Raw genomic sequence first — 25,084 nt, forward strand, 5'->3', positions numbered from 1 at the left:
ACCTGCCTGCTTGTTCTTATTTGCGGACCTTGAGCGCGAACAGCCCCTGCGGACGCACCATCAGGATCGCGACGATGGTCAAGAGCGTGATCACCTTGGCCATCGATCCCGACAGGAAGAACTCCAGCGTCGACTGGGTCTGCGAGATCGAGAAGGCGGAGGCGATGGTGCCGAACAGCGAGGCGGCGCCGCCGAACACCACGACCAGGAAGGTGTCGACGATGTAGAGCTGGCCGGCGGTCGGTCCGGTCGAGCCGATCATGGTGAAGGCGGAGCCTGCGATCCCGGCGATGCCGCAGCCGAGACCGAAGGTGTAGCGGTCGACCTTCTCGGTGTTGATGCCGACGGCGCCGGCCATCACGCGGTTCTGCACCACCGCGCGCACCTGCTTGCCCCAGCTCGACCAGAACAGGATGTAGAACACGACGATCGTGATCAGGATGGTCAGCGCCATCACGAACATGCCGTTGATCGGGATCTGGATCGAGTCGGTCGCCTGCCAGGAGCCCATCATCCATTCCGGCAGTTCGACACCGACCTCGCGCGCGCCGAAGATCGAGCGATAGGCCTGTTGCAGGATCAGGCTGAGGCCCCAGGTCGCCAGCAGCGTATCGAGCGGGCGCTTGTAGAGATGGCGGATCAGCGCCCATTCGACCAGCATGCCGAGCGCGCCGGAGGCGATGAACGCCAGGATCATCGCAATGAAGAAGTAACCGGGGAACAGCCAGGGCGCGACGTGCTGCACGGCGTTCGACGTCATCCAGGTGACGTAGGCGCCCAGGATCATGAACTCGCCATGGGCCATGTTGATGACGCCCATCTGGCCGAAGATGATGGCAAGCCCGAGCGCCATCAGCACATAGACGGAGAACAGGATGAGCCCGGCAAATCCCTGCATCGCAAGGATGGCGCCGAGATCGCTGATCGAATAGTCGCCGAACATCTATCGTCCTCCAGTCCAGGGGCATGCGCCGCGACGCAGCGGCGCCCGATCGGCGGCGTGGGCGGTGACGTCCACGCCGCGATGCGTTGAGGTCGCGGTCTTGCGCCTTAGGCGCGCGGCTTCACTGGTAGCCCTTGGGGAACGGATCCGGCTCGACGAGATCGGCGGTCTCGTAGATCAGCTCATACTGGCCGTCGGCCTTGGCGCGTCCGACGCGGGTCTTCGACCAGAGATGATGGTTCTCGTGGATCCGGACGTAACCTTCCGGCGCGCCCTTGAACTCGACGCCGGGAGATGCCGCCGCGATCTTGTCGATGTCGAAGGAGCCCGCCTTCTCCACCGTCAATTTCCACAGCCACGGGCCGAGGTAGGCAGCCTGGGTGACGTCGCCGATCACGGTCTTCTCGCCCCACATCTTCTTGAACGCGGGCACGAACGCCTTGTTGTTGGCGTTGTCGAGCGACTGGAAATACTTCATGCAGGCATAGGCGCCCGCGATGTTCTCGCCGCCGATGCCGTCGATCTCGTCCTCGGTCACCGAGATCGTCAGCAGCGTCTGCTTCGACAGGTCGATGCCGGCCGCCTTGAGCTGCTTGTAGAACGCGACGTTGGAGCCGCCGACGATGATCGCGTAGATCACGTCGGGCTTGGTCAGCTTGATCTTGTTGATGACCGAGTTGAACTGGGTCGAGCCGAGCGGGAAGTATTCCTCGCCGACCACCTTGCAGCCTTGCAGATGGCCTTCGATGTGCTTGCGCGCGATCTTGTTCGAGGTGCGCGGCCAGATGTAGTCCGAGCCGAGCAGATAGAAGCTCTTGGCGCCCTTGGTCTTGTTGACCCAGTCGAGGCCGGCGATGATCTGCTGGGTCGCCTCCTGGCCGGTGTAGATCACGTTCTTGGACTGCTCGAGGCCTTCATAGAAGGTCGGGTAGTACAGCATGCCGTTGTACTGCTCGAACACCGGCAGCACCGCCTTGCGCGAGGCCGAGGTCCAGCAGCCCATCACGGCGGCGCATTTGTCGTTGACCAGCAGCTTCTTGGCCTTCTCCGCGAAGGTCGGCCAGTCGCTCGCGCCGTCCTCCTGGATGAACTTGATCTTGCGGCCGAGCACGCCGCCGGCGGCGTTGATCTGCTCGATCGCGAGCTTCTCGGCCTCGACCGACCCGGTCTCGGAGATCGCCATGGTGCCGGTCACCGAATGCAGGATGCCGACCGTGACTTCGCTATCGGTGACTGCAAGACCCGTGGTGTTGACCGCAGAGGTTGCGGGAACGTCGGCAAAGGCGGGACGCCCCAGCATCGAAACGGCCGGCAAAGCGGCCATTCCCATCAAGAGCTTGCGCCGCAGCGGAGACTTCAGGCCTGGTTTGGTTTCGTCTGACATGAGCACCCCATCGGTTCGAGAACGCTTATTGATCAGGCGAGGATTGCTCACTTTTGTGCAGCGCACTGATACGTGAGATCGCGTATACTGCACCGCAAAATAGCGACGTAGGTTTTTGGTACGGGATTTGCCCGCGATCAGCGCATCGTGGACCAGGAGTAAGAGCGAGTGGCAGGGCGGCAGCGGATAGACCGCGTCAGGCGCCAATACAATCAATGGGTCGCCAACCAGACGCTGGAAGACTACGCGCTGCGCTTCACCGCCAAGAGCGCGCGGCGCTGGTCTGCCGCCCGCGTCGCCAACACCGCCCTCGGCGCGATCTCGTTCCTGGCGCTGGAGGCGATCGGGGGCACCATCACGCTGAACTACGGCGCGATCAACGCCTCGGCCGCGATCCTGGTGGTCAGCGTCATCATCTTCCTGTGCGGCCTGCCGATCGCCTACCATGCCGCGAAAAGCGGCATCGACATCGACCTGCTGACCCGCGGCGCCGGCTTCGGCTATATCGGCTCGACCATCACCTCGCTGATCTACGCCTCCTTCACCTTCATCTTCTTCGCGATCGAGGCCGTGATCCTGGCCAGCGCGCTCGACATGTGCTTCGGCATCCCGCGGCCGATCGGCTATCTGATCAGCGCGGTGGTGATCATTCCGCTCGTCGTCTACGGCATCACGCTGATCAGCCGCTTCCAGCTCTGGACCCAGCCGCTGTGGGTGATCCTGCACATCATGCCGTTCGCGGCGATCGCCTGGGCCAATCCGCATTCGTTCACCGAGTGGCGCAAGTTCGCCGGCGAGCACGGCGATCCCTCAGGGAATCTCGATCTGCTGCTGTTCGGCACGGCGGCCTCCGTCGTGTTCGCGCTGGTGGCGCAGATCGGCGAGCAGGTCGACTTCCTGCGCTTCCTGCCGCGCGACCGCCGCACCTCGCGCAAGGCCTGGTGGATCGCGCTGCTCTCGGCCGGCCCGGGCTGGATCGTGCTCGGCGCGATGAAGCTCTTGGCCGGTTCGTTCCTGGCCTTCTTCGCGCTCAGCCACGGCGTCTCGGCCGAACACGCGGCCGAGCCGGCCAACATGTATCTCGAAGCCTTCCGTTACGTGCTGTCGCAGCCGGATCTGGCGATGGCGCTGACCGGGACGTTCGTGATCCTGTCGCAGGTCAAGATCAACGTCACCAACGCCTATGCCGGCTCGATCGCCTGGTCGAACTTCTTCTCCCGCCTCACCCACTCGCATCCCGGCCGCGTGGTGTGGCTGGTGTTCAACGTCGTCGTCGCGCTGCTGCTGATGGAGATCGGCGTCTACAAGGCGCTGGAGCAGACGCTGGCGCTCTATTCCAACGTCGCGATCGCCTGGGTCGGCGCGCTGGTCGCCGATCTCGTCATCAACAAGCCGCTCGGTCTGCGGCCGCAGCACATCGAGTTCAAGCGCGCCCATCTCTGCGATATCAATCCGGTCGGCGTCGGCGCGATGACGATCGCGACCGTGGTGTCGATCAGCGCGTTCTACGGCCTGTTTGGCCCCACCGCGAAGGCGCTGTCCGCCTTCGTCGCGCTCGCCGTCGCCTTCATCACCGCTCCCCTGATTGCCTGGGCAACCGATGGCAAGTACTACATCGCCCGCAAGCCGAAGCGGAGCTGGCAGAACATTGAATCGATCCAGTGCTGTATCTGCGAGCATGCGTTCGAGCCCGAGGACATGGCCGCCTGCCCGGCCTATGCCGGGCCGATCTGCTCCTTGTGCTGCTCGCTCGACGCCCGCTGTCACGACCTCTGCAAGCCGCACGGGCGGATCGGCGCGCAGGTCGCGGATGCGTTGGGCAAGGTGATGCCGCAGCCGATCTACGCCCGTATCAACTCGCAGCTCGGCCATTACCTCGGCGTGTTCGCGGTCTCGGCCGGTCTGGTCGCGCTGGTGCTCGGCCTGATCTATCTGCAGACCACGGCGGCCGTGCATGCCAACGAGCTCTTGGCCGACGTGCTCTGGAAGGTGTTCTTTGCGCTCACGCTCATCATCGGCGTCGTCGCCTGGCTGTTCGTGCTGGCGCAGCAGAGCCGCCGCGCCGCCGAAGACGAAACCCGCCGCCAGACCACGCTGCTGATCCAGGAGATCGACGCCCACAAGCGCACCGATGCCGAACTGCAGCGCGCCAAGGAAGTCGCCGAGTCCGCCAACCTCGCCAAGAGCCGCTATGTCGTCGGCCTCAGCCACGAGCTCCGCTCGCCGCTCAACGCGATCTCCGGCTACGCGCAGCTATTGGAGCAGGACGACAGCCTGCACGTGCGGCCGCGCGAGCAGGTCCGCGTGGTCCGCCGCAGTGCCGATCATCTCTCGGGTCTGATCGACGGCATCCTCGATATCTCCAAGATCGAAGCCGGCCGGCTCTATCTGTCGCGCGACGAGGTGCGGCTGAACGACTTCCTCGAGCAACTGGTCGGCATGTTCCGCCTGCAAGCCGCCGCAAAAGGCATCGACTTCGTGTTCCGCCGGCCGGCCGTGCTGCCGGTCGTGGTCTATGCCGACGAGAAGCGGCTGCGCCAGATCCTGATCAACCTGCTCTCGAACGCGATCAAGTTCACCCAGACCGGCCAGGTGCAGTTCGTGGTGCATTACCGCAGCCCGGTCGCCGAGTTCGAGGTGATCGATACCGGCCCCGGCATCCAGCCCGACGACCTCGAACGGATCTTCGCCCCATTCGAGCGCGGCGCGCTCGGCGTCACCCAGCCGCAGACCGGCACCGGGCTCGGCCTCACCATCAGCCGCCTGCTCGCCGGAGTGATGGGCGGCGACATCAAGGTGCTGAGCACGGTCGGCACCGGCAGCACGTTCCGCGTGAAACTCCTGCTCTCCGAGGTAACAAACCCGCGCCGCGACGCGCCGGTCGACGCTCCCGTCTACGGCTATCACGGCCCGCGCAAGACCATCCTGATCACCGACGACGACCCGACCCACCGCGATCTGCTGCGCGAGATCCTGGCGCCGCTCGGCTTCATCCTGCTCAGTGCACCGGACGGACAGGGTTGCCTTGCGCTTGCACAGCATTGCCGTCCCGACATGTTCCTGCTCGATATCTCGATGGCCGGCATGGACGGCTGGACGGTGGCCGAGACCTTGCGCTCCGAAGGCCATCACCAGGCGCGCATCCTGATGATCTCCGCGAGCGCATTGGAAGCTCACGGCGCGCCGCTGGCGCAACCGTTCCACGACGGCTATCTGATGAAGCCGATCGACATCCCGCGGCTGCTCGAGACCATTCGCCAGCTGCTCAAGATCGAGTGGCAGTATGAAGCCGAGCCGGCGCCGCTGCCGCAATGGAAGCCCGACAGCGGCTCGCGCCCGCCGGTGAAATATGTCGAAGAGCTGATCAGCCTCGGCCAGCTTGGCTATATCAGGGCGATCCAGCTCAAGCTCGACGAGATCGGCAACGAATGTCCCGAACATGCCGATTTCGTCGGCCAGATGCGCACGCTGATCGACCGGTTCGATCTCGATCAATATATGGCGACGTTGAAGACATTGCACAGCTATGACCATTGAACAGAGAAAGCGCGACGTCGCGCTCGTCGTCGACGACTCGCCGGAGACGTTGCGCCTCCTGACCGACGCGCTCGACGGCGCCGGCATGACCGTGATGGTCGCGCTCGACGGCGCCTCCGCGATGCGCATCGTCGACCAGATCACCCCCGACATCGTGCTGCTCGACGCGGTGATGCCCGGCATGGACGGTTTTGAGACCTGCAAGCGGCTGAAGCGCGACGCCGGGCTCGACGGCGTGCCGATCATCTTCATGACGGGGCTGGCCGAAACCGAGCACATCGTGCGCGGGCTGGAGGCCGGCGGCGTCGACTACGTGACGAAGCCGATCGTGGTCGAGGAGATGCTGGCGCGCATCCGGGTCCATCTCGCCAACGCGCGGATGACGCAGAGCGCTCGCGCCGCGCTCGACGTCTCCGGCCGCTATCTGCTTGCGGTCAACAGTGCAGGCGCGCTGCTGTGGGCGACGCCGCAGGCGCAGCGGCTGCTGTCGGACACGCTCGCCGACGCCGCCGACAATTTCGTTCTGCCCGATCCGATGCCGCAATGGCTCGAACAGGCGCAGAAGGGCAAGCCGGGACCGAAAACCGCGACCGTGGCGTCATTCCCGGGCAACGAGCAGCTCCGGCTGCAATATATGGGCAAGCTCGGCCCCAACGAATTCCTGCTGCGGCTCGCCAAGGACACCAGCGGCGACATGCCGGCCGAGTTCTCCAGCGAGCTAGGCCTGACCACCCGCGAGGGCGAGGTGCTGTCCTGGCTGTCCAAGGGCAAGACCAACCGCGACATCGCGCAGATCCTGGGCCTCAGCCCGCGCACCGTCGACAAGCACCTCGAGCAGATCTACGCCAAGCTTGGCGTCGAGAACCGCACCGCCGCCGCCGCGATCGCGGTCAACGCCAGGCATCGCAAGTCCTAGCCTTTCCCTCCGCCAACGCGGAAATGGCCAATCGCCCCGGACCGTGACAGGATGGGCGAGATCGCTCATTCCTGCGGAGAATAGCCATGGATCGTCTGGCGGCGATGGAGACGTTCGTGCGGGTGGTCGAGACCGGCTCGTTCTCCGGTGCGGCGCGGCAGCTCCGGGTCGGCCAGCCGGCGGTCTCGAAATCGGTGGCGCAGCTCGAGGAATTTCTCGGGGTCAAGCTGCTCATCCGCTCGACCCACGGGCTCACCCCGACCGAAGCGGGGCTCGGCTATCTCGAGCGCGCCAGACGCGCGCTTGAAGAGGCTGCCGAGGCCGAGATCGCGGCGCGCGGCGCCGGCGCCGGCCTCAAGGGACGCTTGCGGGTCTGCGCAGCCGTCACCTTCGCCCGGCTTCATCTCATTCCGATGCTGCCGAAATTTCTCGCGCAGCACCCGGAGCTGGAGCTCGAAGTCGTGCTCGACGACCGCCAGATCGATCTCGTCCAGGAAGGCATCGACGTCGCGCTGCGGATGGGCAAGATGGCGGATTCGACGCTGACCGCACGCCGTGTCGCAAGATGCAAGCGCCTCGTGCTGGGCACGCCGGCCTATTTCGACCGCGCCGGCACGCCGGCCACGCCGGGTGAATTGAGCCGGCACCAGGCCGTCGTCTATCTTCGCGAGGGCGGCGTCTGGTCGTTTCAACGCGAGAGCACCGAACTCGCCGTCACGGTGCGGAGCCGGTTGCGGGTGACGGCGGCCGAAGGCGTCCGCGCCGCGGTGCTCGCCGATGCCGGGCTCGCGATCGCGTCGGAATGGATGTTCACGCCCGAGCTCAAATCGGGCGCTGTGCGCGCAGTCTTGCCGGAATGGAGCCTCCCCACGCTCGATCTATGGGCGGTGCTGCCGACCGGACGGGCCGCGACCGCCAAGGCCCGCGCATTCGCCGACTTCTTCGAGCGCAACTTCAATGCGTGACGCCTCATCCGGCGTTGAAGCCGCTCATGCTCATTCCAAACAGGAATAAGCGCTAGTCCGACGCCAGCGCTACCCGGCGCTGCCGTCTCCTTTAGCTTCCTGGGTGTGAATTCAACGAACCGGACGGCCTGGCCGTCCTTCACACGGAAGCCCAAGGAGAACCGTCATGTCGCTGCAAGCCAAGCTCGACGCTTTCAAGGCCGATTTCGAAGCCGGAAAGCCGCCCTACAACGTTCCGCGAACCGTGATCGATATCATGCACCGCGCCACCGCGGAGCTGATCGCGTCCGGTGCCGCCCAGCACGCCAAGAAGGCGGGCGATGTTGCTCCCGCCTTCTCGCTCCGCGATCCCGAGGGCAACAGCGTCAACTCGGCCGATCTGCTCAAGCGCGGCCCGCTGGTGCTCAGCTTCTATCGCGGCGTCTGGTGCCCGTATTGCAACATGGAGCTGCAGGCGCTCGAGGCCGCCAAGCCGGAATTCGACAAACACGGCGCCTCGCTGGTCGCGATCTCGCCGCAGACCGCGCCGAACAGCCGCAAGTCGGTGCGCCAGAACAAGCTCTCCTTTCCGATCCTGTCCGACGTGAAGGGTCAGGTCGGCGACGCGTTCGGGCTGCGCTTCCGTCTGCCTGACTATCTGGTCGAGCTCTACAAGCAGCTGAAGAACGATCTGCCGACGTTCAACGACGATCCGGGCTGGACGCTGCCGATGCCGGCCCGCTACGTCGTCGGACAGGACGGCGTGATCCTCTACTCCGAGGTCAACCCCGACTACACCCGCCGCCCGGAGCCCGAAGACATGATTCCGGTGCTTCAGCAGGCGACGACCGTGAAGGCATGACAGCGCGCACAGCGGCCGGTGGCGAGTGAACCATCGGCCGTTCGTCCGTGCTGGATCAAGCTTGCATGGCGCGCGGCGGATCGACCGGTGCACTAGGCCCGGCCAACACATTCTCCCCGGAGCGCTGCGCCTTCCGCCACTGCGCCGGCGTCACGCCGATGTGGCTCTTGAAGGCGCGCTGAAAGGCGGCCTCCGATTGATATCCGACCATCTCCGCGACGGCAGCGGTCGACAGCGATGATCGCTTCAGCTCGTTCGCCGCGAGCGTCATCCTGATATCGGTAAGCAGATCGCTGGCCGAGCGCCCGAGCTTGTCCTGAAACTGCCGCGCCAGCGTGGCGCGCGACATGTTGCAGAGGCGCGCCAATTCCGGCAGCGACCACGCGCGCGCGGGTGCGTTGAACATGGCGGCCACCGCCGGCGCGAGCCGGGGATCACCGACCAGGGCGAGAAGTCCCCGTGACGTTGCATCGGTCTCGCTTGCAAGCCGCAGCACGAGCGCAAACATTGCCGTCGACAGTGCATTGAGCATGGCGTGGCCGCCCAAATGATCGTCGGCCGTTTCGCTTCGCATCAGGGACACGAGCCCGGCGAGCTGAGCAGCCGTCCCCTTTCCCGTGCGCGCGCCGGCATTCACGACAAGACGCGGCGGAAGATAGCTGCGCAACAAACGGTCGTGCGGAGGTGCAATCGCGAAGTGTCCGCACAGCAGGTCCAGCCGCTCGTCTGAACCCAGGTTCTCGCTGATCGTGAAATTCTGCGCCGCCCGGTTGCGCGCCGGCAGCGGTGCCGCTCCGCTGCCGTCATGCATCACGTGTCGCGGGTTGGCGGGCAGCAGAAGAATGTCGCCGGTCTTCAGCAAGAGCGGCCGCCCGCCCGCGGGATCGTCCAGGATCGCCGAGCCGGCCAGCACTGCATGATAGGGGATCTCGTTGGTCGCGCCCGGTCCCTGGTCGATGCGCCAGGGCACGCTGTAGCTGCACCGAATATCGAGCCGCCCGCGCACCGGCATCATCTCGAACAGCCGGCTGAGCCAATCCATGGCAATCCCCAAAGCGACCGAATTGAGACGAATGAGCATATTTACGAGCTAGACAGACATTCAGTGTCTCACACCCTGATCCTATTGTCACTCCGTACTCGTTCATCACCCCAAGCAAGGAGTGCCACCATGTCACGTCTCTCAGTCCCCAATCTCGAAGCCGACACCGGCCCGTCAGGCCAGATCTACGCGCAGATCAAGAAGGCCGCCGGCAGTGTCCCGAATGCCTATGCGGCGATCGCCGCGCACGGTCCGGCCGCGCTCAAGTCGATGCTCGCCGCCGATGCCGTGCTCGCCGGTGGCAGCCTGTCCAAGCGCGATCGGGAGATCATCAAGCTCGTGATCAGCGCCGCCGGCGGCTGCGACTATTGCGTGGCCGCGCACTCCCATCTCGCCAAGCTGGCCGGCGTGAAGGCCGACGCTTTGAGGCAGATCCGCGATGGCGCGCCCACCGGCGATGCCAGGCAGGACACGCTGATCGGCTTCGTTCGCAAGCTCGCGCAATCGAGCGGCACCGTCGGCGACGAGGATTTCGCCGCGATCAAGGCCGCCGGCTACAGCGACGCGCAACTGGTCGAGATCAGCCTGGCGTTCGCGACCATCGTCTTCACCAACGTCTTCAACCGCATCAACGACACCGACATCGACTTCCCCGCAGTCGCGTGAAGCGACGGCGCGATGTCCCACAAGGGATCACGACCATGACGACGCTTAGCAACACTGCTCACAATCCACTTGTCCGCGCACTCTACCGGTCCGGCCTGCTCGCGGAAGATCTCGACTACCACGTCGTCCGGGCCGCGATGGTGATCATGTTCCTGTTCTTCGGCTACCAGAAATGGTTTGCGTACGAATTCGAACGGCTGGTCCCGTTCATCAGCAACGGGCCACTGATCTGGTGGCTCTATCCCGCCTTCGGCCATGCCGGCGCCAGCTATTTCCTCGGCGCGTCAGAGTGGACGTTCGGCTCGCTGCTGCTGGCAGGGTTCTGGGACAAGCGGCTCGGTGTTCTCGGCGCCCTCGGCTCGACCGGTACCTTCATCGCAACAGTCACCATCATCCCGTTCATGCCTGATGGTTGGGACGTCGCCGCCGGCGGCTTCCCTGCAATGACCGGCAACGTGCCTTTCCTGATGAAGGACGTCGTCCTGCTTGCCGTCTCGCTCTACTTGCTGAGGCAGGACGTGGTTCGCCTGATCAGGCAATAAATGGCATCCGCGGCAGGCGACGGATCGCCGGCGAACCTCATATTCGCCGGCGATCGCGCGTCGATCGGAGACGAACAAGGCGGCCAATATTGCGGTGCAAGCAAGCCCAGCGCCTTCCGGCGTCACGTCGCGCGGCGTTGCCATGCATGAATGCTCCAGAGCCCTCCGCCCATGAACATGGTTCCGCCGCACGGGATGCGCTAAGAAGTGACGCCGGTGTTGTTCTGGGGTGAGTTGATGAAGAAGGACGACGTCACGTGCCCACGCTGCGGGGCCGGGTTCCGGCGCCTTGAGTTGACGTCCGGCTCAGGTAGCAAGGGCGAGTATCGCTGCCCGGTCTGCGAGACGACGCTCGAGCAGTTCGGTGGTGACAAGCTCGTCGCCTACCGCCTGACCATCCAGCCTTCAATTCGCGGCTTGAAAACCGGATAGCCCCTGCCGCGCGGATCGCCGATCGCTGGATCACGATCACCGCTTGAGGACATAGCTGTCCATGATCCAGCCGTGCCGCTCGCGCGCATCGCGGCGCGCGGCGACGATGCGGGGCCCGACCTCGGCCAGCTCCCCCGCCATGATGATCTGATCGGGCATGCCGAGATAAGCGCCCCACCAGATTTGAATCCCGGCAGGATCCAGCGTCTGGAAGGCGGCGCCGCCGTCGAGCATCACGACAACGGTATCCACGCCGGAAGGCCAGCCGCCCTCGCGCAGTCGCCGGCCTGTCGTGACCAGGAACGGCTCACCGATCTCGTTGAGCGGCAGCGCATGCGCCGCGCACAGCGCCTGGATCGACGTGATGCCCGGGATCACCTCGATCGATGGCTGCGGATCAAGCCGTTGCGCGATCCGCAGGCTCGAATCGTAGAGCGAGGGATCGCCCCAAATCAGCAGCGCGACGCGCCCCTCCCCGCCGAGATGGCGCGCGATTTCTCGCGACCAGGTCGCGGCGATCGCATCATGCCAATCGTCCACGCCCTTGCGATAGTCCTCCTCGCCGGCGTCACGCACCGGCAGGTCGAACTCGGCGATGCGCGTGCGGTCTTGGCTCAGCGCTTGCGCGCAGATCGTCCGGCGCAGTTCGGCGAGGTCCGACTTCGCGGTGCCCTTGCGCGGGATCAGGATCAAATCGGCGGCATTGATGGCGGCGATCGCCGCAAGCGTGAGCTGCCGCGGATCACCACAACCGATACCGATCAGGGAAAGCTTCATGGCCGCGTCAACCTTGCTCCGGCGCCAGCGCACCGAACAGGATGACCGCAGCCGCCGTGGCCGCGCCGGCATCGGTGAGCCGTTCGGCGAGCTCTGCGATCGTGGTGCGAACGAGCCGCTCGTCGATATGGCCGAGCGACTCCGCCAGCAATGCAGGCGTGTCGGGGGCGAGGCCATGCGCGATCAGCCCTGCGGCCAGGGCCGGAAACGTGCGGCGCCCCATATAGACGACGGTGGTCGCTTCGGGATCGGCCAGCGCCGCCCAATTCAGATCCGCGGGCAGTTCGCCGGTGACGTCGGCGCCGGTGACGAACTGGACCCGGCGCGAGGTCAGCCGCCGCGTCAGCGGAATGCCGGCCTGCGCCGCGGCGACCGACGCCGAGGTCACGCCGGGAATGATCTCGTAGCCGATGCCGGCCGCGCGCAGCGCTTCGATCTCCTCTTCGAGCCGACCAAAAATGCCGGCATCGCCGGATTTCAGGCGCACCACCCGCACGCCGGTTGCCGCATAATCGACCAGCAGCCGGCTGACATGATGCTGCCGCGCCGAGAGGCGGCCGGCGCGCTTGCCGACCGCGACAAGATTGGCGCCGGGGCGCGCCAGATCGAGGATCGCGCCGGAGGCAAGATCATCGTACAGCACCACGTCGGCGTCACGCAGCCGCGCGGCGCCCTTCATGGTCAGGAGCTCGGGATCGCCGGGGCCGGCCGAGACGAAGGAGACTATTCCGCTCACCGATCCTCCGCAATCAGATGGAAGAATGTACCCGTCGCATTGCCGCGCCGCGATCCGGTCTCCGCGACGATCGCGCCGGTTGCATCGCGCACCACCGCGAGCGGCGTGTCCGGCTGGGCGATGATGGTCGAATAGTGAAACTCGTGGCCGCGCAGGCGCGCGCCGGGGCCGTGCCCGGGCATCGCAGCGGCAAGCTCGGCGAGCCGATAGCCCAGATGCATGCGGCGCTTGGCATAGCTGGTTTCGAGGCCGAGCAATCCCGCCATCGCATGGCGCACACCGTCGGCATCGGTCAGCGCTGTCCCCAGCACCATGTAGCCGCCGCACTCGCCATGCACCGGCTTCGCCTCGGCGAAGGTGCGCAACCCGCCGAGGAAGCGCCTGTTCGCGGCAAGCCGGCCGGCGTGCAGTTCCGGATAGCCGCCGGGCAGCCAGCACACATCGGCGTCCGCGATGGGCCCCTCATCCGCGAGCGGCGAGAACGTCATGATCTCGGCGCCGGCCGCGCGCCAGGCTTCCAGCATGTGCGGATAGACGAACGAGAATGCAGCATCGCGCGCGAGCGCGATGCGCTGGCCGGGCGGCCTGATGTCGAGGGCGCGCACGGCTGATTGCGGCGACCAGGCGCGTGCAGATTGCCGCACGGCGTCGAGATCGACATGCTCGGCAACGAAGCGCGCGGCCTCATTGATCAGACCGTCGATTTGGGCCTGCTCTTCGGCCTGCACCAGGCCGAGATGCCGTTTCGGCAAAGCGATCTCGGCATGGCGCGGCAGCGCACCCAGCACCGCGATACCCGCGCCCGCCATGGCGTCGCGCACCAATGCTTCGTGGCGCGGACTGGCGACGCGGTTGAGCACGACGCCCGCAAGTCGCACGCCGGCCCGGAAATCGCGCAGTCCCGCCGCGACCGCCGCCGCGGTCTGGGCCTGGCCGGAGGGATCGATCACCAGCAGCACCGGCCATCCCATCATCTCGGCAAGATCGGCGGTGGCGCCGGTGCCGGAGACGCCGCGCGCGGCGACGCCGTCGAACAAGCCCATCGAGCCTTCGGCCAGCACCAGATCGGCGTCCGCGCCACGGCTCGCCAGATGCGCGATCGCATCTGATGCCATCGCCCAGCTATCGACGTTGACGGATGCGCGTCCCGTTGCGACTGCGTGAAAGGCAGGATCGATGTAGTCCGGCCCGCTCTTCAGGCATTGCACTTTGAGCCCGCGATTGCGATAGGCGCGTGCCAACGCCAGCGTCAGCGTCGTCTTGCCGACGCCGGATGCCGGCGCTGAGATCACCAGCCCCGCGGTCATTGCGATGATCCCGGCGATGATCCCGGAAAGCGCGGCTCCGCTCCCACCGGACGGTAGCGGCGATCATAGTCGGCCGCATAGAGGCGGCTTTCGGCGAATTCGCCGGCACCGAGCGTCTTGCCGACCAGGATCAGCGCGGTGCGCTCGAGCTCAGGTCCGATCGCAGCGTCGAGCGTCGCAAGCGTGGCGCGCACGATGCGCTGATCCGGCCAGCTCGCGCGCCAGACGATCGCCACCGGACAATCCGCCCCATAATGCGGCGTCAGCTCGGCGATGACCTTGTCGAGCAGATGGATCGAAAGATGGATCGCGAGCACCGCGCCGGTCGCGGCAAACGCCGCGAGCGTCTCGCCATCAGGCATCGCGCTCGCGCGGCCCGGCGTGCGCGTCAGCACCACCGATTGCGCAAGGCCGGGCAACGTCAGCTCGGCCTCGAGCGCCGCCGCGGCCGCCGAAAACGCCGGCACGCCCGGTGTCACCGAATATGGAATCTGCAACGCGCGCAGCCGGCGCAGCTGTTCCCCCATCGCCGACCAGATCGATAGATCGCCCGAATGCAGCCGCGCGACGTCCTTGCCCTCGGCATGCGCCGCAGCGATCTCGGCGATGATCTCGTCGAGCGACAGCGGCGCCGTATTCACGATCCGCGCGTCCTTCGGGCAATGCGCCAGCACGCCCGCGGGCACCAGCGATCCCGCATAGAGACAGACCGGGCACGAGGCGATCAGATCGCGCCCGCGCAGGGTCAGGAGATCGGCCGCGCCTGGTCCTGCGCCGATGAAATGCACCGTCATTCGCCGTCTCCTTCCGCGATCGCCGCAGTGGCCATCCGATCCTGGGACGTCGCCCTGACCGAAATCAGGCGCGCGCCGCGCCCGGCGGCTGCGACTGCGGCGGCTTCGGCGACCGAGCCCGTCCCGAATCTGGCCTTGATGAACTCGGATTGTGTCGCGGTTTGCATCTCGGCCAGCCTTGCAGCGGAAATGCCCCGGATCGGCAACCCCAATTCCCTTGCCAGCGCCTGCAATGCCAGCGCGTCCGCCTTGTCGCTCACCGTCGCAACCGCCGCAAGGCCGTTGGGCCCGCCGGCCGCGTCGAGCGCGTCGCGCAATGACGCGACAGAAGCGTTGCTCCTGAACCCGAGGCCCGCGACCTTCATCGGACCACGCTCCATTGCACGATCGGCCGCGCCGCTTTCCAGGAGCGATACCGGCCCAGCGACTCGCCGTGCGCGATCTCCACGCGCATCAGTTCGCCACCGCGGCGCTGATGCAGATCGGACAGCAGCGCCTCGGTCTCCAGCGTGACGGCGTGCGCGACCAGCCGGGTTCCCGGTGCTATGCGCGACCAGATCGCGTCGAACATATCAGCATCGAGGCCGCCGCCGATGAACACCGCATCGGGCGCCGCAAGATCCGATAACGCAGCGGGCGCAGCGCCCTCGATGACCGCGATCCGGTGTTCCAAGCCGAAGCTCGCCGCATTGCTCCGGATGTTGGCGACGCGTTCGCCGCGGGCCTCGACCGCAATCGCCGTCCCGCCGCAGAGCGCCCATTCGATCGAGATCGAACCCGAGCCTGCGCCGACATCCCACAATCTCTCGCCGGGCCGCGGCGCAAGCGCCGACAGCGCCAGCGCGCGCACCGGCCGCTTTGTCAACTGCCCGTCATGCGCGAAGAGCGTGTCGGGAAGACCCGAGCTGCGCGCGATCCCGTGCCCGCCTCTCGCCTCCAGCGCAACCGTGACGAGGCTGTCGTCGGACTCGCCGGCATGATCATCAGCGCGGTGCTGCGTGACGAATTCGCGCGGCCCGCCAAGTGCGGACAGCGTCCACATCGCCGACGCCCCCCAGCCACGGTCCGTGAGCCAGCGCGCAAGATCGGACGCCGCCTTGCCGTCGCGCAGCAGGCAGATGATCCGGGCATCGCGCGAAAGATGCGGCAACAGCCGTTCGAACGGGGCGGCATGCAGGCCGAGGCAGATGACGTGCTCGAGCCGCCAGCCCAGCCGTGCCGCCACCAGCGAGAACGTCGATGGCGCGGAATGCGCGACCCACTCGCCGGCCTCAAGCTTCCCGACAAGGCTTCCGCCGGCGCCATGCCAGAACGGATCGCCCGAGGCGAGCACCACGGTCGGACGACCGCGGCATTGAAGCACGATGTCCGCATCGAATGGCACCGGCCAGGCACGGCCGCGATCGGTGATGCCGGCCAGCGCGAGGTGCCGTTCGCCGCCGAAAACGGCTTCCGCTTCACCAAGCGCCTTTCGGCTTGCGTCGGAGAGCCCGGCAAGGCCATCTTCGCCGAGGCCGATGATGGTCAACCAGGGATTACCCATGATGCGCGCCCTGATCCTGGGCGGAACGGCCGACGCCAATTCGCTTGCCGCGGCAATCGCGCGCGCGGGCATCGACGCGGTCTATTCCTATGGTGGACGCACCGCCACGCCTGCCGAACAACCGCTGCCGACGCGGATCGGCGGGTTCGGCGGCGTGAACGGCCTTGCCGATTATCTGCGCCGCGAAGCCATCACGCATCTGATCGATGCGACGCATCCCTTCGCGGCCGAGATGAGCCGCAACGCCATCGCGGCCTGTGCGCAAACCGCGACGCCGCTGCTCGCGCTCGAACGCGCGCCATGGGAGAAAACACCCGGCGATCGCTGGATCGAGGTCGCGGATGTCGTCTCGGCGGTCACGGCATTGCCGGAGACCAGCGCCAACGTGTTCCTCGCGATCGGCCGCCAGCATCTCGCGCCCTTCGGCACCCGGCCGCAGCATGCCTACACGTTGCGGTTCGTCGACCCGCCCGAGCAAGCGCTGCCATGGCCCGATGCCGAAATCATCGTCTCGCGCGGACCCTTCACGCTCGAAGGCGAGCTCGCAATGATGCGCGCGCGCGCCATCGAATGGATCGTCGCCCGCAATTCCGGCGGAGGTGGCGCGCGCGCCAAGATCGACGCCGCCCGCGCCCTTGGCCTTCCCGTCATCATGATCACGCGGCCACATCTGCCCGACAGACCTCGGGTGGAACGCGTGAGCGACGTGATGGAATGGCTCGGTCATCGCACCTGCCTCGGCGCATAGACCCAGCGGCCGACCCGCCGCGTCGCCGAATTGCAGACGATCACCAGCGTCCGCATGTCGGCCATCTCGGGTCGCGCGTCGCGCAGTTCGATCGTCTCGATCCGCTGCTCGGGCGCACTGACGGCGCGCGCGAATATCACGATGCGCTCGCCACAGCCCGCCTCGCGCAAGATCTCGAGCACGCGACCAAAGCCTTCCGGCCGGCTCGCTGAGCGCGGATTGTACATCGCGATGGCGAAATCGGCTTCGGCCGCGAGCCGCAGGCGCTTCTCGATCAGCGGCCATGGCTTGAGATTGTCGGAGAGGTTGATCGCGCAGAAATCATGACCGAGCGGCGCGCCGGCACTCGCCGCCGCCGCCAGCATCGCCGTCACGCCGGGCAGCACGCGAACGGAGAGGTCATGCCATTGCGGCACGTCCTCCAGCGCCTCGAACACGGCGGAGGCCATCGCAAACACGCCCGGATCGCCCGACGACACTACCACGACGTGCCGACCTTCGGCCGCAAGCCGCAGCGCCTCGGCAGCGCGCTGCAATTCCACGCGATTGTCCGAAGGATGCAGCGTGAGCCCATCGCGCGGCGGCACGTGCGCCACATAGGGCGCATAGCCGACGATGTCGGTTGCCGCCGCGAGCGCAGCGGAGACTTCCGGCGTGATCAGCGCCTCGTCGCCCGGCCCAAGTCCCGCGATGGTCAGCGTGCCGCTCATGGCGCCGCCTCCCTGCGCCGCCCTTGCCCGTGCACCAGCACGATCGCGAAATACGGAGCGTCGGCCTCGCCGAGATCCGCGAGGCGAGCGATCCGCTGATCCGGCATGGTGCCACGCTCGACCAGCCACGCGTCATCGAGACGGCCCGCAGCCGCGAGTGCCCGGCGAATCTTCGCCAGATTGCGCCCGGTCTTCATCACGACCAGCGCGTCGGAGCTGCGCATCCGTTGCGCGAGTTCAGCTTCCGGCAGCGTGCCCATCAGAACGGTGGTGACGTCGTCGGCAAGCGCGATCGGCTGGCCGACCGCATTCCAGCAACCGACCATGCCGGGAATGCCGGCGATCACCTCGATCTCGACACGTCCCTGCAGGCGCGCATGCAGATGCATGAACGAGCCGTAGAAATAGGGATCGCCCTCGCACAGCACCACGACGTCGATCGCGCGCGCAAGCCGCGCCAGACGCTCGGCCCATTCGTCATAGAAGCCCGCGAGCAGCCGCACGTAGTCCGGGCTGTCGAAAGCAATCTCCGTGGTGACCGGATATTCCATCGGATATTCGCTGACGTCGGCGGCCAGCAATCCTTCGACGATGCGGCGCGCCTGCCCGAGCTGCCCCTTCTTGCGAAAATAGGCGACGTGCTTGGCGGCCCGCACCGTGCGGTCGGCGCGCACGCTCATCAGGTCGGGATCGCCAGGGCCGAGGCCACAGCAGATGATGCGTCCCATCGCTATTCGCTCCGGCTCGCCAGCGCGTTGACCGCGGCGACCGTGATCGCCGAGCCACCGAGACGTCCCTCGACGGTCAGCGCCGGCACCGGCGGCGCCGCCATCAACGCCGCCTTGGACTCGGCGGCACCGACGAAGCCGACCGGACAGCCGATGATCGCCGCCGGCCGCGGGCAATCGGCGTCCTCCAGCATGTTGAGCAGATGGAACAGCGCCGTCGGCGCGTTGCCGATCGCGGCGATGGCACCAGCCAAATGCGGCCGCCACAGTTCGAGCGCGGCGGCCGAGCGCGTGTTGCGCATCGATTGCGCGAGCCCGGGCACCGCCGGATCGCCGAGCGTGCAGATCACGGCATTGCCGGCCGGCAGCCGGGCACGCGTAATTCCTTCGGATACCATGCGCGCGTCGCAGAGGATCGGCGCGCCCTCCTGCAATGCGGCCCGTGCGCGCGCGGCCATGCCTGGCGTGAAGCGGACATGCGCTTCCAGGCCCACCATGCCCGCCGCATGGATCATGCGCACCACCACCGGCTCCTCGTCGGACGTGAAGCGTGCAAGATCGGCCTCCGACCGAATCGTCGCAAAGGACTGCCGATAGATCGCCGCACCATCGGTCTCATAGACGTGCGGCATCAACGGCCTCCCGTCAGCACGGAGGGATTGGCGACGAGGTCAGCGCTCATCAATCCACGCATCTCGGGCGCATCCCGGGTCGTGCCGCGTCGGATGAAGTCAAACCCATCGCTCGACGCAACGAGCGTGATATCGGCAGAGCCGGAATGGGCACAGCCCTTGGCGCAGCCGGAGACGTGAAGCCGGGCATCCGCCGGGACAAACGCTGCCAGCGCCGACGCCAGTGCGCGTGTATCGGCATACGCCTCGCGACAGCGTGGAGCGCCGCTGCAAGCGTGTACGCGGAGCGCCGGATCATTGGGATCAGTGACGAGGTCCGCCCCACGAGGCATCTCAGGCATCCCCTCCGCCAGCACCATCCGCCACGGCGTCATGCGGAGAGCCTGCGTACAGCCGGCGAGATGACTGAGTGTCTGCAGCGTCAGTTGTCCGAAGGCCACACCAACCATCGCACCCGTCGGATACAGGCCGGGCACGGGATCCGCAGATCGGGCCACGGGCTCGGAATCGCCGCGAAGCGACGGCGGCAAGCTCGCACCGCCGGCAAGGTGAGCCGCCATCCGCCGCTTCTCGCCCTTCGCGCCGCCGGAGGCGACGAACCATTCGGCCAGCGCCAGCGCGACCTGCACGGCCTCGCTCCACGCGACGGAAAGCCCCGATCGCGCGCCATCGGCACGCACCAGCAGTTTTCCGTTGCGCGCACGCTCGATCCTGATATCCGCCGACGCGCCGGCCAACACCCGCGCGTTGCCATCATCGATCGCAAAGCCGAACTTGGTGGGAAGATCGAGCACCGCAGCGGCAAGCGCTCGCTCAAGCTCGGCGGCGAGCGCGCGCGTATCGTCATCGGCGGTCCAGAACGGCGTCACCAGAATGTTGCGCTGCGCCTCGATGTCCGCGCCCGCATCCAGCAATTCGAGTTCGGCCAGCCCCTCGATCAACGGTGGATGGCCTTCATCCCTGACGCCGCGAATCTGGAGATTGGCGCGGCTGGTGAGATCGATCAGGCCGTTGCCATATCGATCGGCCAGCTGCGCGATGCCCGCCGCCTGTGCCGCGTCCAGCCGCCCGCCGCGCGGCCGGATGCGCACCACGAGACCATCGCCCGACTGCATCGGCCGCAGTGCGCCGGGACACCAGCCCTTGATCGCGACCGCGCTCATGAGGCCACCTGCAGCGCGGCCGCAATCGAGTTGCGCCGCGTCTGCCAGAGCGATGCGTCATGCAACCGGGTGAAGCAGGTTTCGATCGCAGCCAGCGCCGCCGGATTCTCGCGCGCCATGAACGCGCGCACCTCGTCGCTGCCGAGCGTCGCGTCGTAATAGAGGTCGAACAGATGCGGCGGCACCGCGCCGGCGAGATGCGCGAACGCCGCCATATGCTCCAGTGTCGCCGAAATCTCGGCAGCGCCACGGAAGCCGTGGCGCATCATGCCGGCGATCCAGGCAGGGTTGGCGGCGCGCGCCCGCACCACCCGCGAGATTTCCTCGGTCAGCGAGCGGGCATGCGGCTGATCCGGCCGCGTCGCATCGAGGTGATAGAGCGACGGGGCTTTTGCGCCAAGCCGCCGGGCCGCCGCCGCAATGCCGGCCTCATGCGCGGCATAGTCCGCCGCCAGCAGCAGGTCGGTCTCCGGCAGGTCCTGGGTATGAACAAAACTGTCGGCCGCAGCGAGCCTGGCCTCGATGCCGGCGCGATCGGGCCGCATCTCGCCGTCTGACGCCACGGCCCAGGACGATGCCGACAGCCAGGCTTCGCCGGCGGCCTCACGCGCCTCCTCAGTGAAAACGTCAGGAACAGCCGCGATGCCGGCGCCATAATGTCCGGGGCGCGGACCGAACACGCGCGCGATGCGCTGCCGATAGGGATTCTCGTCGCCCTCATCGCTGCGTTCGGACAACGCCTCGCTGGCCGCTTCGAACAACTGCGCAAGTCCCGAAAAGACGTCGCGGAACAGCCCCGAGACGCGCAGCGTCACGTCGATGCGGGGACGGCCGAGCTCCGCAGGCGCGATGATGTCGTAGCCGGTCACCCGGCCCGACCCGTGGTCCCAGCGCGGCGCGATGCCGGCGAGATACAGCGCCATCGCAAAGTCCTCGCCGGCGGTGCGCATCGTCGAGGAGCCCCAGAGATCGACGACGAGGCCTTTCGGCCAGTCGCCGTGGTCCTGCAAATGACGGCGCAACAGCTCTTCGGCGAGCTTGACGCCCTGCGCGTGCGCCGACGGCGTCGGCACCGCGCGCGGATCGACCGCAAACAAGTTCCGTCCAGTCGGCAGCACGTCGCTGCGCCCGCGATAAGGCGAGCCCGACGGCCCCGGCGCAACACGCCGGCCGGCGAGCGCATCACGGAGCGCCGCCCGCTCCGCTTCGCCGCACGCGCCCTGCCCGAACACATGCAGGCCGTCACCGAACTGGCTTTCCTTCAGATCGCAGACGAAGCGATCGATTTGCGGAATGGCCTCGGCCGCGGAGACCGATGCGGCAAGATCGAGATCGTCTTCCAGTCCGGCGATGCGGGCTTCTTCGCGGATCGCCGCAATCAGGCGTTGCCGCCGTGCCGGATCGAGACCGTCGGCGGTGGAATATTCGTCAAGCAAGCGTTCGAGACCGCGCAAGCCTTCCGGCAGCGCCGCCGGCGCCAGCGGCGGCGGCAGATGGCCGATCGTCACGGCCCCGATCCGGCGTTTGGCCTGCGCGGCCTCGCCGGGATCGTTGACGATGAAGGGATAGACGACAGGCAGATCGCCGATCAGCGCTTCCGGCCAGCACGCCGATGACAGCGCAACCGACTTGCCGGGCAGCCATTCCAGCGTGCCATGCGCACCGATGTGGACCACGGCATCGATGCCCTGCTGCCTGAGCCACAGATAGAACGCGACATAGGCATGGCGCGGCGTGCGCGACAGATCGTGATAGTCGGCATCGCGCTGACCGATCTCGCCGCGCTCCGGCTGAACGGCGATGATCGATTTGCCGCATTTGATGGCCGCGAAATGAAACGCGCCGTCGCGGCATTCGGGATCATCCTCCGGCGCGCCCCATGCACCCGCAAGATCGTCCTGGAGCTGCTGCGGAAGGCCCGCAAGCGCCGCACGATATTCGCCGGCGCTCCAGGCCAGTTTCTGACGCAAGAGCACAGCGCCAAGCGCCTCTACCGGCTCGAGCGCAAATCCTCGAGCTGCGAGATCGGCCAGCAACACCTCGACCGAGGCAAGTGCATCGAGGCCCACGGCATGTGCGATCTGATGCGGGCGGCCCGGATAGTTCGAGAGCACGAGCACAAGCTGCTTGTCCTCTGCCGGCTTGCCGGCAAGCCGATGCCAGGCAGCCACGCGCGCGGCAATCGCTGCAACGCGCTCGGCATCCGGCCGGTGCGCCAGATGCGCGAACTGCAGATCGGGATCGCGCTCGCCCGCTGATTTGAAGCTCACCACGCCCGTAAACAGGCGGCCATCGACCTCCGGCAAGACCACATGCATCGCGAGGTCGCCGGGCGACAGGCCGCGCAGCGACGAGATCCAATCCTCGCGCCGCGCCGTGGACAAAGCGACCTGAAACACCGGACATGAGGCGGCATCGAACGGCGTGGTGCCGTCGTCGCCGGCTGCGGAGAATGCGGTCGCATTGACGATCACAGCCGGGGGGCATTGCGCGAACTGGTCGCGCAGCCAATCGGCGACGCCCGCCGCCTTCAGCGAGGTAACGAACACGCCGTGAGCATCAAACCCTTTGGCGCGCAATGCATCGATCAAGGCATCGACCGGCGCGGTGTCGCCGGCCGCCAGATAGGAACGATAGAAGGTCACGAGCGCGCGCGGCCGGCCATCCGAAGGCGGCAGCGCCGCGACGGCACCGCGACGGGAATCGTAGACGCCGATCTCGGGCAAGTCGATCTCGCCGACGACAGGTCCGGCATAGAGTCCGGACGCCAGCGCCAATTGCGCGATCACGGCCTGCGCCGCGACAGGCCCGCCCTTGTCGCACAGCACCTTCAGACGGCGCAGCGTCGACACCGGCAAGGTCGAGAATTCATCGAGCCGCAAATCGTCGCGGCCGTCCGCCGGCAGCACGACCAGAGCGATGCCGCGCTCCTTTGCCAGCCGATGCACCGCAGCGAGCCCGTATGACCAATAGGGCTCACCGCCGATCAGCCGCACCAGGATGCCGCGCGCATGCGACAATGTCCGCTCGATATAGGTATCGACCGACAGCGGATGGCGCAGCTCCGCGAGATTGGCAAGCCGCAGCGACGGCAGCGCGGCGCGGCCGCGGCGCCAGCCGGCTGCAAACGCCGCAAGATCGCTGTCGGAAAACGACAACACCACGAGATCGGCCGGATCCTGGCCGAGGTCCCTTGGCGTCGCGGTCTCCTCAAGGCCGCGGCTCTCGCGGAAGACGACGTGCATCAGATACCTAGTCGCGTCCTGATGGCTGATACATCGATATCGCCGTGTTCGCCGATCACGACGAGCTTTGATTGCCTCGGCCGCGCACCCCAGGGCATGTCGAACTGATGCCGCACCCGTTCGCCGACCGATTGCACCAATAGCCGCATCGGCTTGCCCTCGACCGCGATGTAGCCCTTGGCGCGCAGCACGTTCTGCTCGCGTGCCAGTCCCTTGATCGAGGCGATCAGCGCATCGACATCGCTGACCTCCGGAAGATCGATCACCACCGAATTGAAATCGTTGTGCTCGTGTTCGTCCTCGCCGTCATGGTGCGAGGGCCGCGATGCGAGATCATCCTCCGCTGCCGCCTCGAGGCCGAGGATCACGCGGGCATCAATGGCGCCGTCGACGATGGGCAGCATCGGCACCTCGCGCGGCATCTCCGCTGCGATCACCTCTTTCGCCGCCTTGATCCCCTCCGCGCCGGCGAGATCGGCCTTGGTCAGCAGCACGATGTCGGCACAGGCGATCTGGTCCTCGAACACTTCCGACAGCGGCGTCTCGTGGTCGAGATTGTCATCGGCCGCGCGCTGCGCATCCACCGCGGCCACATCAGGCGCGAAGCGGCCGGCGGCAACCGCCTCGGCGTCAGCCAGCGCGATCACGCCGTCGACCGTGATCCTTGAGCGGATCTCCGGCCAGTCGAACGCCTTGAGCAGCGGCTTCGGCAAAGCGAGGCCGGATGTCTCGATCACGATGTGATCGGGCCGCACGGGGCGTGCAAGCAATTGCTCCATCGCCGGGATGAAATCGTCGGCGACGGTGCAGCAGATGCAGCCATTGGCGAGCTCGACGATGTTCTCGGTCGGGCAATTGGCGTCCGCGCACGACTTCAGGATCTCGCCGTCGACGCCTTCGCTGCCGAATTCGTTGACCAGCACCGCGAGCTTCTTGCCGTTGGCATTCTTGATCAGATGCTGGATCAGCGTCGTCTTGCCGGATCCGAGAAAGCCGGTCACGACGGTGACCGGAACCTTGGCGAGCGTGGTCATTCAGCGGCCTCCGGCACGACGGGAAGAGGTGGAATACGGGCAAGCGATTGCTTGCGGAAGATTTCAGGACGGCTGCGCCACGGCACGATGCCGTCAGATGCCGCGGCGTAGGCGGCGGCGCCTGCGATCACATCCTTGGCATTCGCTTCGGACAGGCGGCCGTAGACATAGGACCATCGCCCCGGCGCGCTGAGCGCGACCGAGCAGCCCTGGCTGCAAGCCGACAGGCATTCGACGGGAACCAGATTGACGTCGTCGGGCACGCCCGCCTCGACGAGTGCGGCATGCAGGCGCGCACCGGGCGCGAGCTCACCTTCGGCCAGGGTCTGGCCGGCGCGGCAGGTGACACAGACATGAAGTGTAACGCTCATCGCCCTTCCTGGATTGACTGCGGGAAGC

24 protein-coding genes are annotated in these 25,084 nt (G+C 66.8%); 8 read left to right on the forward strand and 16 right to left on the reverse strand.

The window, feature by feature from the left end; all coding sequences use genetic code 11:
• Positions 1-16 precede the first annotated feature (16 nt).
• Positions 17-943 carry an urea ABC transporter permease subunit UrtB gene (gene urtB, locus BRSPCE3_RS03315; protein ID WP_244064236.1) on the reverse strand — a complete coding sequence of 309 codons (927 nt, stop codon included), beginning with the start codon at positions 941-943 and terminating at the stop codon, positions 17-19.
• Positions 944-1,064: 121 nt separating this feature from the next.
• Positions 1,065-2,327: an urea ABC transporter substrate-binding protein gene (urtA, locus tag BRSPCE3_RS03320; RefSeq protein ID WP_244064237.1), complete on the reverse strand. Its 1,263-nt coding sequence runs from the start codon at positions 2,325-2,327 to the stop codon at positions 1,065-1,067.
• A 168-nt stretch (positions 2,328-2,495) separates the two neighbouring features.
• On the opposite strand from urtA, the gene BRSPCE3_RS03325 reads away from it, so the two are divergent.
• The 4 genes from BRSPCE3_RS03325 to BRSPCE3_RS03340 all read left to right on the forward strand — a co-directional run bounded on the left by BRSPCE3_RS03325 (position 2,496) and on the right by BRSPCE3_RS03340 (position 8,586).
• Complete coding sequence (locus BRSPCE3_RS03325) at positions 2,496-5,864, forward strand: ATP-binding protein (protein ID WP_244064238.1); 3,369 nt, start codon at positions 2,496-2,498, stop codon at positions 5,862-5,864.
• Positions 5,854-6,780: a response regulator gene (locus BRSPCE3_RS03330; protein WP_244064239.1), complete on the forward strand. Its 927-nt coding sequence runs from the start codon at positions 5,854-5,856 to the stop codon at positions 6,778-6,780. The genes BRSPCE3_RS03325 and BRSPCE3_RS03330 overlap by 11 nt, the downstream gene beginning before the upstream one ends.
• 86 nt (positions 6,781-6,866) lie before the next feature.
• Positions 6,867-7,745, forward strand: a complete 879-nt coding sequence (locus BRSPCE3_RS03335) for a LysR family transcriptional regulator (RefSeq protein WP_244064240.1) — start codon at positions 6,867-6,869, stop codon at positions 7,743-7,745.
• Between the two features lie 166 nt (positions 7,746-7,911).
• Positions 7,912-8,586, forward strand: a complete 675-nt coding sequence (locus BRSPCE3_RS03340) for a peroxiredoxin-like family protein (protein ID WP_244064241.1) — start codon at positions 7,912-7,914, stop codon at positions 8,584-8,586.
• Between the two features lie 55 nt (positions 8,587-8,641).
• On the opposite strand, the gene BRSPCE3_RS03345 is transcribed toward BRSPCE3_RS03340, so the two are convergent.
• Positions 8,642-9,628 (reverse strand): AraC family transcriptional regulator, encoded by a 987-nt coding sequence (locus tag BRSPCE3_RS03345; RefSeq protein WP_244064242.1) that lies wholly within the window; start codon positions 9,626-9,628, stop codon positions 8,642-8,644.
• Between the two features lie 129 nt (positions 9,629-9,757).
• Here BRSPCE3_RS03345 and BRSPCE3_RS03350 point away from each other — a divergent pair, with 129 nt between their 5' ends.
• The 3 genes from BRSPCE3_RS03350 to BRSPCE3_RS03360 all read left to right on the forward strand — a co-directional run bounded on the left by BRSPCE3_RS03350 (position 9,758) and on the right by BRSPCE3_RS03360 (position 11,268).
• Entirely contained in the window at positions 9,758-10,294 is a 537-nt protein-coding gene (locus BRSPCE3_RS03350; RefSeq protein WP_244064243.1) for a carboxymuconolactone decarboxylase family protein, read from the forward strand.
• Between the two features lie 35 nt (positions 10,295-10,329).
• On the forward strand, positions 10,330-10,836 hold the full coding sequence (locus BRSPCE3_RS03355; protein ID WP_244064244.1) for a YkgB family protein: 507 nt from the start codon (positions 10,330-10,332) through the stop codon (positions 10,834-10,836).
• A gap of 237 nt (positions 10,837-11,073) precedes the next feature.
• Positions 11,074-11,268, forward strand: coding sequence for a hypothetical protein (locus BRSPCE3_RS03360; protein WP_244064245.1), 195 nt, complete (start codon positions 11,074-11,076; stop codon positions 11,266-11,268).
• Positions 11,269-11,304: 36 nt separating this feature from the next.
• On the opposite strand, the gene cobF is transcribed toward BRSPCE3_RS03360, so the two are convergent.
• The 6 genes from cobF to cbiE are packed head-to-tail and all read right to left on the reverse strand — an operon-like array spanning position 11,305 to position 16,425.
• Positions 11,305-12,045 (reverse strand): precorrin-6A synthase (deacetylating), encoded by a 741-nt coding sequence (cobF, locus tag BRSPCE3_RS03365; RefSeq protein WP_244064943.1) that lies wholly within the window; start codon positions 12,043-12,045, stop codon positions 11,305-11,307.
• 7 nt (positions 12,046-12,052) lie between these two features.
• Positions 12,053-12,781: a uroporphyrinogen-III C-methyltransferase gene (gene cobA / locus BRSPCE3_RS03370; RefSeq protein ID WP_244064246.1), complete on the reverse strand. Its 729-nt coding sequence runs from the start codon at positions 12,779-12,781 to the stop codon at positions 12,053-12,055.
• Positions 12,778-14,088, reverse strand: coding sequence for a cobyrinate a,c-diamide synthase (locus BRSPCE3_RS03375; protein WP_244064247.1), 1,311 nt, complete (start codon positions 14,086-14,088; stop codon positions 12,778-12,780). The genes cobA and BRSPCE3_RS03375 overlap by 4 nt, the downstream gene beginning before the upstream one ends.
• A complete protein-coding gene (cobM, locus tag BRSPCE3_RS03380) occupies positions 14,085-14,882 on the reverse strand; it encodes a precorrin-4 C(11)-methyltransferase (RefSeq protein ID WP_244064248.1) in 798 nt (265 codons plus the stop codon). The genes BRSPCE3_RS03375 and cobM overlap by 4 nt, the downstream gene beginning before the upstream one ends.
• Positions 14,879-15,247, reverse strand: a complete 369-nt coding sequence (locus tag BRSPCE3_RS03385; protein WP_244064249.1) for a cobalamin biosynthesis protein — start codon at positions 15,245-15,247, stop codon at positions 14,879-14,881. The genes cobM and BRSPCE3_RS03385 overlap by 4 nt, the downstream gene beginning before the upstream one ends.
• Positions 15,244-16,425, reverse strand: coding sequence for a precorrin-6y C5,15-methyltransferase (decarboxylating) subunit CbiE (gene cbiE / locus BRSPCE3_RS03390; RefSeq protein WP_244064250.1), 1,182 nt, complete (start codon positions 16,423-16,425; stop codon positions 15,244-15,246). Before cbiE ends, BRSPCE3_RS03385 begins: the two co-directional genes overlap by 4 nt.
• Here cbiE and BRSPCE3_RS03395 point away from each other — a divergent pair.
• Entirely contained in the window at positions 16,424-17,173 is a 750-nt protein-coding gene (locus BRSPCE3_RS03395; protein WP_244064251.1) for a cobalt-precorrin-6A reductase, read from the forward strand. The genes cbiE and BRSPCE3_RS03395 overlap by 2 nt on opposite strands.
• Here the strand turns inward: BRSPCE3_RS03395 and cobJ are convergent.
• Genes cobJ through BRSPCE3_RS03430 form a run of 7 tightly spaced genes read right to left on the reverse strand, consistent with a single transcriptional unit; the run spans position 17,149 to position 25,056 of the window.
• The gene (gene cobJ / locus BRSPCE3_RS03400; protein ID WP_244064252.1) at positions 17,149-17,883 is read right to left on the reverse strand and encodes a precorrin-3B C(17)-methyltransferase; all 735 of its coding nucleotides are present in this window, start codon (positions 17,881-17,883) and stop codon (positions 17,149-17,151) included. The two genes, BRSPCE3_RS03395 and cobJ, sit on opposite strands and share 25 nt — an antisense overlap.
• The gene (locus BRSPCE3_RS03405; protein ID WP_244064253.1) at positions 17,880-18,611 is read right to left on the reverse strand and encodes a precorrin-2 C(20)-methyltransferase; all 732 of its coding nucleotides are present in this window, start codon (positions 18,609-18,611) and stop codon (positions 17,880-17,882) included. The genes cobJ and BRSPCE3_RS03405 overlap by 4 nt, the downstream gene beginning before the upstream one ends.
• A gap of 2 nt (positions 18,612-18,613) precedes the next feature.
• Positions 18,614-19,243, reverse strand: coding sequence for a precorrin-8X methylmutase (locus tag BRSPCE3_RS03410; protein ID WP_244064254.1), 630 nt, complete (start codon positions 19,241-19,243; stop codon positions 18,614-18,616).
• Positions 19,243-20,406: a precorrin-3B synthase gene (cobG, locus tag BRSPCE3_RS03415; protein ID WP_244064255.1), complete on the reverse strand. Its 1,164-nt coding sequence runs from the start codon at positions 20,404-20,406 to the stop codon at positions 19,243-19,245. Before cobG ends, BRSPCE3_RS03410 begins: the two co-directional genes overlap by 1 nt.
• Positions 20,403-23,651: a cobaltochelatase subunit CobN gene (cobN, locus tag BRSPCE3_RS03420; protein ID WP_244064256.1), complete on the reverse strand. Its 3,249-nt coding sequence runs from the start codon at positions 23,649-23,651 to the stop codon at positions 20,403-20,405. Before cobN ends, cobG begins: the two co-directional genes overlap by 4 nt.
• Positions 23,651-24,685, reverse strand: a complete 1,035-nt coding sequence (cobW, locus tag BRSPCE3_RS03425; protein WP_244064257.1) for a cobalamin biosynthesis protein CobW — start codon at positions 24,683-24,685, stop codon at positions 23,651-23,653. The genes cobN and cobW overlap by 1 nt, the downstream gene beginning before the upstream one ends.
• Positions 24,682-25,056: a DUF1636 domain-containing protein gene (locus tag BRSPCE3_RS03430; protein WP_244064258.1), complete on the reverse strand. Its 375-nt coding sequence runs from the start codon at positions 25,054-25,056 to the stop codon at positions 24,682-24,684. Before BRSPCE3_RS03430 ends, cobW begins: the two co-directional genes overlap by 4 nt.
• Between the last annotated feature and the right edge of the window lie 28 nt (positions 25,057-25,084).

Source organism: Bradyrhizobium sp. Ce-3, from assembly GCF_022835695.1.
Lineage (GTDB): Bacteria > Pseudomonadota > Alphaproteobacteria > Rhizobiales > Xanthobacteraceae > Bradyrhizobium.

What these genes read in the sequence shown, in the direction of transcription:
- BRSPCE3_RS03330 (WP_244064239.1), top strand. Translation starts at nt 5,854, where the DNA reads ATGACCATTGAACAGAGAAAGCGCGACGTCGCGCTCGTCGTCGACGAC.
- cobN (WP_244064256.1), bottom strand. Translation starts at nt 23,651, where the DNA reads ATGCACGTCGTCTTCCGCGAGAGCCGCGGCCTTGAGGAGACCGCGACG.
- BRSPCE3_RS03430 (WP_244064258.1), bottom strand. Translation starts at nt 25,056, where the DNA reads ATGAGCGTTACACTTCATGTCTGTGTCACCTGCCGCGCCGGCCAGACC.
- BRSPCE3_RS03410 (WP_244064254.1), bottom strand. Translation starts at nt 19,243, where the DNA reads ATGCCGCACGTCTATGAGACCGATGGTGCGGCGATCTATCGGCAGTCC.
- urtA (WP_244064237.1), bottom strand. Translation starts at nt 2,327, where the DNA reads ATGTCAGACGAAACCAAACCAGGCCTGAAGTCTCCGCTGCGGCGCAAG.
- cbiE (WP_244064250.1), bottom strand. Translation starts at nt 16,425, where the DNA reads ATGGGTAATCCCTGGTTGACCATCATCGGCCTCGGCGAAGATGGCCTT.
- cobF (WP_244064943.1), bottom strand. Translation starts at nt 12,045, where the DNA reads ATGAAGCTTTCCCTGATCGGTATCGGTTGTGGTGATCCGCGGCAGCTC.
- cobM (WP_244064248.1), bottom strand. Translation starts at nt 14,882, where the DNA reads ATGACGGTGCATTTCATCGGCGCAGGACCAGGCGCGGCCGATCTCCTG.
- cobG (WP_244064255.1), bottom strand. Translation starts at nt 20,406, where the DNA reads ATGAGCGCGGTCGCGATCAAGGGCTGGTGTCCCGGCGCACTGCGGCCG.
- BRSPCE3_RS03385 (WP_244064249.1), bottom strand. Translation starts at nt 15,247, where the DNA reads ATGAAGGTCGCGGGCCTCGGGTTCAGGAGCAACGCTTCTGTCGCGTCA.
- cobJ (WP_244064252.1), bottom strand. Translation starts at nt 17,883, where the DNA reads ATGAGCGGCACGCTGACCATCGCGGGACTTGGGCCGGGCGACGAGGCG.
- BRSPCE3_RS03340 (WP_244064241.1), top strand. Translation starts at nt 7,912, where the DNA reads ATGTCGCTGCAAGCCAAGCTCGACGCTTTCAAGGCCGATTTCGAAGCC.
- cobW (WP_244064257.1), bottom strand. Translation starts at nt 24,685, where the DNA reads ATGACCACGCTCGCCAAGGTTCCGGTCACCGTCGTGACCGGCTTTCTC.
- BRSPCE3_RS03360 (WP_244064245.1), top strand. Translation starts at nt 11,074, where the DNA reads ATGAAGAAGGACGACGTCACGTGCCCACGCTGCGGGGCCGGGTTCCGG.
- BRSPCE3_RS03345 (WP_244064242.1), bottom strand. Translation starts at nt 9,628, where the DNA reads ATGGATTGGCTCAGCCGGCTGTTCGAGATGATGCCGGTGCGCGGGCGG.
- BRSPCE3_RS03355 (WP_244064244.1), top strand. Translation starts at nt 10,330, where the DNA reads ATGACGACGCTTAGCAACACTGCTCACAATCCACTTGTCCGCGCACTC.
- urtB (WP_244064236.1), bottom strand. Translation starts at nt 943, where the DNA reads ATGTTCGGCGACTATTCGATCAGCGATCTCGGCGCCATCCTTGCGATG.
- BRSPCE3_RS03395 (WP_244064251.1), top strand. Translation starts at nt 16,424, where the DNA reads ATGATGCGCGCCCTGATCCTGGGCGGAACGGCCGACGCCAATTCGCTT.
- BRSPCE3_RS03350 (WP_244064243.1), top strand. Translation starts at nt 9,758, where the DNA reads ATGTCACGTCTCTCAGTCCCCAATCTCGAAGCCGACACCGGCCCGTCA.
- BRSPCE3_RS03405 (WP_244064253.1), bottom strand. Translation starts at nt 18,611, where the DNA reads ATGGGACGCATCATCTGCTGTGGCCTCGGCCCTGGCGATCCCGACCTG.
- BRSPCE3_RS03375 (WP_244064247.1), bottom strand. Translation starts at nt 14,088, where the DNA reads ATGACCGCGGGGCTGGTGATCTCAGCGCCGGCATCCGGCGTCGGCAAG.
- BRSPCE3_RS03335 (WP_244064240.1), top strand. Translation starts at nt 6,867, where the DNA reads ATGGATCGTCTGGCGGCGATGGAGACGTTCGTGCGGGTGGTCGAGACC.